Raw genomic sequence first — 6398 nt, 5'->3', positions numbered from 1 at the left:
CGGTGGTTGGGATAATAAAGTTTCGGCCGGCCGGGGGGGCCGGCACCTTTGTCCCATCGTCATCCCCAACCCCCTTTCATCACACCGCCATGACTGCTTGCCGCCCGTTTGCCCGCCTTCTGTTGTCGCTCGCCCTGCTGGGACCCGCCGCCGCGGCCACCGCCCAGACCAGGCCCGCCGGGGGGCCCGCCAAAATCAAGGTGTACCTGGTGGGTACGCTTCACTTCAGCGGCTCCGATTCCGACCTGCACAAGGGCACCAAAATCGACATGAAAACGCCCGAAATGCAGCGTGAGCTGGACGAGCTGGTGGGCAAGCTCGCCCAGACGCGGGCCGATAAGGTGTTCATCGAGTTCAAGCTGCCGGACCAGCCGTTCGTGGACAGTACCTACGCTTTGTACCGCCAGGGCCGGCTCAAGGCCGGTAACAACGAGGTGTACCAGCTCGCCTACCGCCTGGCCCACAAGCTCAACCGCCCCCGCGTATACTGCGCCGATGCCGACGGCGGCGTGTTCGACTACGAAGCCACCCAGGCCTACGCCAAACAGCACGGCCAGGAGCAAATCCTGAACGAATCTTTCGCTACGAATCCCCAGGACAGCCTGGGCCGCCTCATCACGGCCCGCACGGGGCCCCGCAAAACGCTCAGCGAGCTGCAGGTGGCCCCGGACAAAACGCTGCTGGCCCGCTTTATCCACCACACCACCGAGGCGGCCGAGCGCGCCCAGATGGACGCCTACCTGCTCGACCTGGCCCGCGTTGGGGGCGGTGCCAACTACGCGGGGGCCGACCTGGCAGGCGAGTTTTTCAAGCGCAACGTGCGCATCTACACCAACTTGCTGCGCCAAGTGGACGTGCAGCACGACAAGGCCATTGTGCTCGTTATCGGGCAGGGGCACGTGGCGTTTTTGAAAGCTATTCTGAAGTACAATTCCCTGTTTGAAGTGGCCGACGTGGTGCCGCTGCTGCAAGCCAAGTAGGGCCCCGGCGAGCCAAGCCCAACAATAGCAGCCGGCCGCAGTTGCGGAACCCGGCGCGGATGGTCCGCGCCGGGTTTTTTATGCATTTGCCTCTCCTCATGGCCGCCGATACTACCAACGTTCTCGTCCTCGAACACGAAATTCTGCCCGTGCTGACCCAGCGCCGCAGCCCCCGCGCCTACGCCAACCAGCTTGTGCCGGTCGACGTGCTGCACCAGGTCTTTGCCGCCGCTTCGTCGGCCTCGTCGTGCTTCGGCGAGCAGCCCTGGCACTTTTTGGTGGGTACCCGCGCCGGTTCGGTCGAGGCCTACGACAAGGTTCTGGCCAGCCTAGCCGAGTTTAACCAGCCCTGGGCCAAGGCCGCCCTGGTGCTGGTGATGAGCCTCGCCAGAACCACGTTTTCGCACGACAGCAACCCCAACGCCTGGGACACGCACGACGTGGGCCAGGCCGTGGCCACGCCCGCCATCCAGGGGACCGAATTAGGCGTGCAAATCCACCAAATGACGGGTTTCTCGGCCGACAAGGTGCGCGCCGCGTTCGGCGTGCCGGCCGGCTACGAGCCGGTGGCCATCTTCACCCTCGGCTACCCCGGGGCTCTGGCCTTGGTTAAAAGTTTGGTACAAAGGTTAAACTAGCCGTTTATCAGGCGCTGCCTAGTTTACACTCCCCCCTGCGCGGCGGTGGGGCCAAGAAGGCGCACCTTACGGACGCACTCCTTTTGGGCTTGCTCAACCCCTGCTACGCGTCGGAAACACGCTTGCTACGGAATTTCTGAGCCACTCGCTCGGGAAGGGGCTTTCTGAACCTCTCCGTTATGGCAATTTTAGAAACCGTAGGTTTGTGAGAATAGTCCGTACTTTTTTCAGATGGCAGTTATACAGCAGCACTTACCCGCGTTCTTGGAAGCTTTCCTAGGCAAACCCTATAAGAAGCAGTGGTTAATGACCGTAGCGCAGGCTAAGCAGCCTGAAAATCTGGTGCGCGGTATGGATGCGCTTAGCCATGAGTTAGATGAGCGCTACTGCACCAGGTTGCCGAAAGGCAGCCGGCAACAAGACATTAGTTATGTGAGTCAGGCGCTGGCTCGATATAAGCTGACGACCGGCTATGTTTTCTCGGCTGCTAACGCTAGTCAGCCCCAAATTATGCCACTTGAAGAGGCGTTGCAAGCCGTAGTTGGGAGTAGTACGACTACTATTCTTTCTTTCGTTGCTGGCAAAGTCGCCTATTTCGAAGGTCATTCAGCAGGCGAACGATATCTCTGCATTAAAGAGACTACATAAGTAGACAGCCTCGACGCTAATAAAAAGCTGCTAAGAGGCTATCCGAATAGGGAATGGTCATCACCCAAAAAGACATTTATACCACGTTACGCGGGCGCAGGCAAAGTGAAGCATGGCCAGGTAGTTTTCTGGTTTTTTAGCCCAGCGAACGAGCAGGTGGCGAAAGCGGTTGAGCCAGGAGTGGGTGCGTTCCACAACCCAGCGGCGGGCTTTCTGACCTGCTTTCTTGGCCTGTACTTCCTCGCCCCGCGGCCGGATGTGGGCCGTGTAGCCAAAGGCGGCTACCACTTCCCGGACCTGGGTGTAGTCATAGCCCGCGTCCAGGCACAGGCCTTGCTCGCCCCCCGCGGCCAAGTGGGCCTGGCGGGCCGCTTCAGCCGCCGGAGGCAGACTGGCTAACGTGCTTTCCGTCAGCTTCATGTCATGTCGATTGGCCCCCTCCAGCACCAGGCCCACCGGGATGCCCTGCGCCTCGGTCAGCAGACTGCGCTTGACGCCCCCTTTGCCGCGGTCCGTGGGGTTGGGGCCGGTTTTTTTCCCCGCCCAACGGCGCTTTGTGCAGCGAACCGTCGAGGGCCATCCAGTCGAAGTCGAGTCCTATCAGGTCCTCGTAGTCTTGCAGAGCTACGTCCCAGAGCTGGGCGAAGACCCCGGCCTGCACCCATTCCTGAAAGCGGGCGTGGGCCGTGGAGCCCGAACAGATACCCGTGGCACTCAAGGCTTTCCACTGGCAGCCCGTGCGCAGGACGAAAAAAATGCCGTCGAGCACCTCTCGGTCAGGCACCCGCCGCTTGTGGCAGCCCAGCGGATGCGCCTTGGGAACGTGGACGGGCAACTTGGGTGAGAGCCGTTCCCAGAGCGTATCAGAAATGCGAAATTCTTGACTCGTAACCATACCCCAAAAATACAACTCCTTTTATCCTATTCGGATAGCCTCTTAGCATAAGCAAATAGCTGTTCGAAAAACCTCCTCACAAAACGGCCTTGAAAACCACGTTTTCAGGGCCGTTGGCGTAGGTATGATTAGCGTTCAAAAAACAGTGGATTTACATTCATGCAAAATCATCTGCTATCTCTCTTATCTCCCAATTGGAGCTTGCGCGGCATAGTGTTAAAAAATTAGCTAGCTCTGTTTCATAGTGAAGCAGCTTATAGAGTTCTGCAATCCGGCGGTAGTGCCATTCATCATGGCCAGGTAGATAATTATCGATTAGAAGTTGAAGGCTGCTTCTAATGACGGGCTCCGTGCCGTAAGCAGCGACTACCTCTTTAGCTAGGCCGATGGCCGTTAGCCTGGTGCTGTCAACAACTCTGTCCAACACGGCCGGCAGTAGGGAAGCCAGTACAGCGACACTCGGTTTCGTTTCCAGCAACAGCCGTAAAGCAGCTTCGCAGTCGCCAGCTCGAGCTAAGGCTCCTTCCAAATCACCTGTCAGTTCTACCGGCCTAAGCATGCTTCAAAAATAGCTGATAGCACCCTCCAAAAAACGCTCGTTCGCTGAAAGGATTTTAGAAGCGCCTTGGTGGCTTGGAAACGCCAGTTCCGGAGACGGGTTGTTGACACCGTTTTTTGGTGGGTCGCTAGGTGGTGTTCTAAGCTTATTGCCCCCCGCGGTCAAAGTGGCCGTTGGTGAGCATGACCGTTTTGGTTGAATCCCGGATACTGACGGCCGCGAAAGAAAAGGTGCCGGCCGAGGGGTGCTGGGCGCTCGTGGCGGTGGCAAGTACGAGCTCTCCGGCATGGTGGGCCGTGGTAACGTAGACTTCCTGGCTGCGGGCGAGCGTGTAGGTGGCGTGGCTGCGCACGTGGTGCGGCGTGGCTTGCGGATAGTAGGGCGTCGTGCGATTGAGCAAATAGGCGCCCGGCTGGCGTCCTTGCAGAAAGAGCATCACCTCCACGGCTTCCCCGTTCACTTCATTACTAACTGTCTATGCGCTTGGTAAAGAACTTTGTAGGTGCGACTTGAGGGGCGTAGTGCCGCTCGCCTGGGCGCGGTGAACGAGGCGCTGGACCTGTTAGTGGGAAAAAGACCCACCTCTCCTAGCGGTAAAGCCCAGCGCGTTCAGTTCGCCCGCGACGAAATCACAACTCAGTCCCTGCGCCCGCCGCGCCGAAAGCAACGCTGTCGCCGGCCGGATGCCCCGATGCTCGCGGGCATTACGCTGCCGCGTCTCCAAGCCGAGCTCTCGCGCCTCCTGCGTGAGGTTGGCGGGCGTACCGAGTTGCGCTCACCGCGCCTTCTTGGCTTTCAGGGCGTCCTTGGTACGCTGGGAGATCGTCTCGACTGCCTCAGCTCACGGAGCCGGCCGCAGTCGGCCTGCCGGGGGGACGGGCCGCGATAGGTCGGCATCTTTGCGGCGGACCCGTCGCCCGCCCGGTCCGCCGCCCGCCCGGTCCGCCTAACGGCTACGCTGTTGTTGCTGCTGGTCCACCGCTACAGGCAGGTAGACCAGCTGCCCTTCGTGGTGGCCCGCCGCGACAGCTTGGCCAGTCAGCGGCAGTGGGTTAAGTAGGAGGCTGCTAGCGGTGCTTATAGCATTAGCAGCAGCCCAAAGCACGCGGCCACAAACAAAAGCAACAGTGCCTTGGCCAGGCCCGACAGATTCCAATCGGTGGTCGGCTGCGGCGTAGCCGTAGGGTCGCGCTCAAATTGGCGGGCGATGTGCGCGCTCCACCAGTTAATACCCAACCAGCCTACAATAATCAGCCCGACGAGCCAGCCCACCAGGGGGAGCACGCCACTGTTCTCAAAAGAAATACCACCCGGCCAGGGGGTTAAGAGTACATAGTACATGCGCCTAAGATAAGCCGGCCGCAGCGTGGGGGCCAGGCCCTAGGGGGCTAGTGGCGCGATCGACGAGGCGTTGGACTTGCTTTTGGGAGAATGCCCCGCCCCTTCTGGCCGTAAAGCCGAGCGCGTTCAGCTCGCCCGCGATGGTCTCACAACTGAGCCCCTGCGCCCGCCGAGCCAGAATAAGCGCCGTAGCCTGCCGGATGCCGCCATGCTCGCGCGCATTACGTTGCCGAGCCTCCAAGCCGAACTGCCGCGCATCCTCCGTGAGGTTGGCTGGCGTGCCGAGTTGCGCCCCCCGCGCCTTCTTGGCTTTCAGGGCATCCTTGGTGCGTTGAGATATAGTCTCGCGTTCGTGCTGGGCGATGACGGCGAAGAGGCCTACCGTGAGGGTATTGGCATCGGGCATGTCGCAGCAGGCAAACTGCACCCCCGAGTCGCGTAGGGCCAGAATGAACCCCGCATTGCGACTAAGTCTATCAAGCTTGGCAATCAGTAGCACCCCACCTGCGGTCCGGGCCGCCGCGATCGCCGCCAGCAGTTGCGGCCGCTGGTTCTTCTTACCACTTTCCACTTCCACATACTCCCCTACCGGGGTATCGCCTTTCAGGAAATTGACCACGGCCGCGCGTTGGGCGTCGAGGCCGAGGCCCGAGTTGCCTTGCTTTTGGGTGGAGACGCGGTAGTAGGCGAAGTAGGCGGGCACGGGGTAAAAGCAGAGGTTTCCGGCGAAGTTAGCCTAGAAAGACATTATGTAAACGGTCGTTTAAGTAATGTCTTTTTACTCTTTCCTGTCCCTAACGCCTCCTTCGCGAGCCCTGCCCTACCCCAACGCCCCGTCGGCCAAGCGGTAGCTGGTGCTACGCCCGCCGGCTGCTTCCTTCACCAAGATGCCCTGGTCGAGCAGCATCTGGATGTCGCGGGTAGCGGTGTCCTGCGAGCATTTGGTAATCGTCGCCCATTTAGACGAGGTGAGCTTGCCGATGAAGCCGTCGAGCAATTGATGGAGCAGCCGTTGCTGGCGGGCATTGAACGGGAACGCGGCGTGCTGTTCCCAAAACCGCGCTTTCGTCAACACCTTGGCCAGGGTCTGCTCCGTCGCCGCCAGGGCGCGGCTCAGGCAGGCCAGAAACCAGTCCAGCCAGTTCGTAATATCAAGGCCTCCTTTTTGGGCGGCTTCTAAGTGGGCATAGTAGGCGGTGCGCTCCAGCCGCATCTGCGCCGACAAACTATAGAAGCGCTGGGCGGAGGCATCGGCGCGAGCTAACTGCAATTCCGTCAGGGCGCGGGCTACGCGGCCGTTGCCATCTTCAAAAGGGTGAATGGTGACAAACCAGAGG

The 6398-nt window shown here is 60.3% G+C and carries 8 protein-coding genes; 3 read left to right on the top strand and 5 right to left on the bottom strand.

Annotation, left to right across the window (positions count from 1 at the left end):
• The 3 genes from QMK33_RS23085 to QMK33_RS23075 form a co-directional block, all read left to right on the top strand.
• Positions 1-980 (top strand): DUF5694 domain-containing protein (locus QMK33_RS23085; protein WP_283566990.1); only part of this gene is annotated, 980 nt, incomplete at its 5' end.
• 80 nt (positions 981-1060) lie between these two features.
• Complete coding sequence (locus tag QMK33_RS23080) at positions 1061-1618, top strand: nitroreductase family protein (protein WP_283566989.1); 558 nt, start codon at positions 1061-1063, stop codon at positions 1616-1618.
• A gap of 231 nt (positions 1619-1849) precedes the next feature.
• Positions 1850-2266, top strand: coding sequence for a hypothetical protein (locus QMK33_RS23075; protein WP_283566988.1), 417 nt, complete (start codon positions 1850-1852; stop codon positions 2264-2266).
• Positions 2267-2326: 60 nt separating this feature from the next.
• On the opposite strand, the gene QMK33_RS23070 is transcribed toward QMK33_RS23075, so the two are convergent.
• The 5 genes from QMK33_RS23070 to QMK33_RS23050 form a co-directional block, all read right to left on the bottom strand.
• Positions 2327-3161, bottom strand: a protein-coding gene (locus QMK33_RS23070) for an IS5 family transposase (protein ID WP_502867096.1) whose coding sequence is annotated in 2 segments (ribosomal slippage) — positions 2327-2809 and positions 2811-3161 — 834 coding nt in all. Because the reading frame shifts where the segments join, the coding sequence is not laid out codon by codon here.
• A 704-nt stretch (positions 3162-3865) separates the two neighbouring features.
• Complete coding sequence (locus QMK33_RS23065) at positions 3866-4180, bottom strand: hypothetical protein (protein ID WP_283566986.1); 315 nt, start codon at positions 4178-4180, stop codon at positions 3866-3868.
• A 617-nt stretch (positions 4181-4797) separates the two neighbouring features.
• Positions 4798-5061, bottom strand: coding sequence for a hypothetical protein (locus QMK33_RS23060; protein ID WP_283566985.1), 264 nt, complete (start codon positions 5059-5061; stop codon positions 4798-4800).
• A 4-nt stretch (positions 5062-5065) separates the two neighbouring features.
• The gene (locus QMK33_RS23055) at positions 5066-5764 is read right to left on the bottom strand and encodes a recombinase family protein (protein WP_283566984.1); all 699 of its coding nucleotides are present in this window, start codon (positions 5762-5764) and stop codon (positions 5066-5068) included.
• 117 nt (positions 5765-5881) lie between these two features.
• Positions 5882-6398: Fic family protein (locus tag QMK33_RS23050; protein WP_283566983.1), on the bottom strand; the 517-nt coding region annotated here is incomplete at its 5' end.

It is taken from the genome of Hymenobacter sp. H14-R3, assembly GCF_030063445.1.
Taxonomy (GTDB): domain Bacteria; phylum Bacteroidota; class Bacteroidia; order Cytophagales; family Hymenobacteraceae; genus Hymenobacter.
Note: the sequence above shows the minus strand (reverse complement) of the source record. Positions and strands in the feature narration are given on the sequence as shown.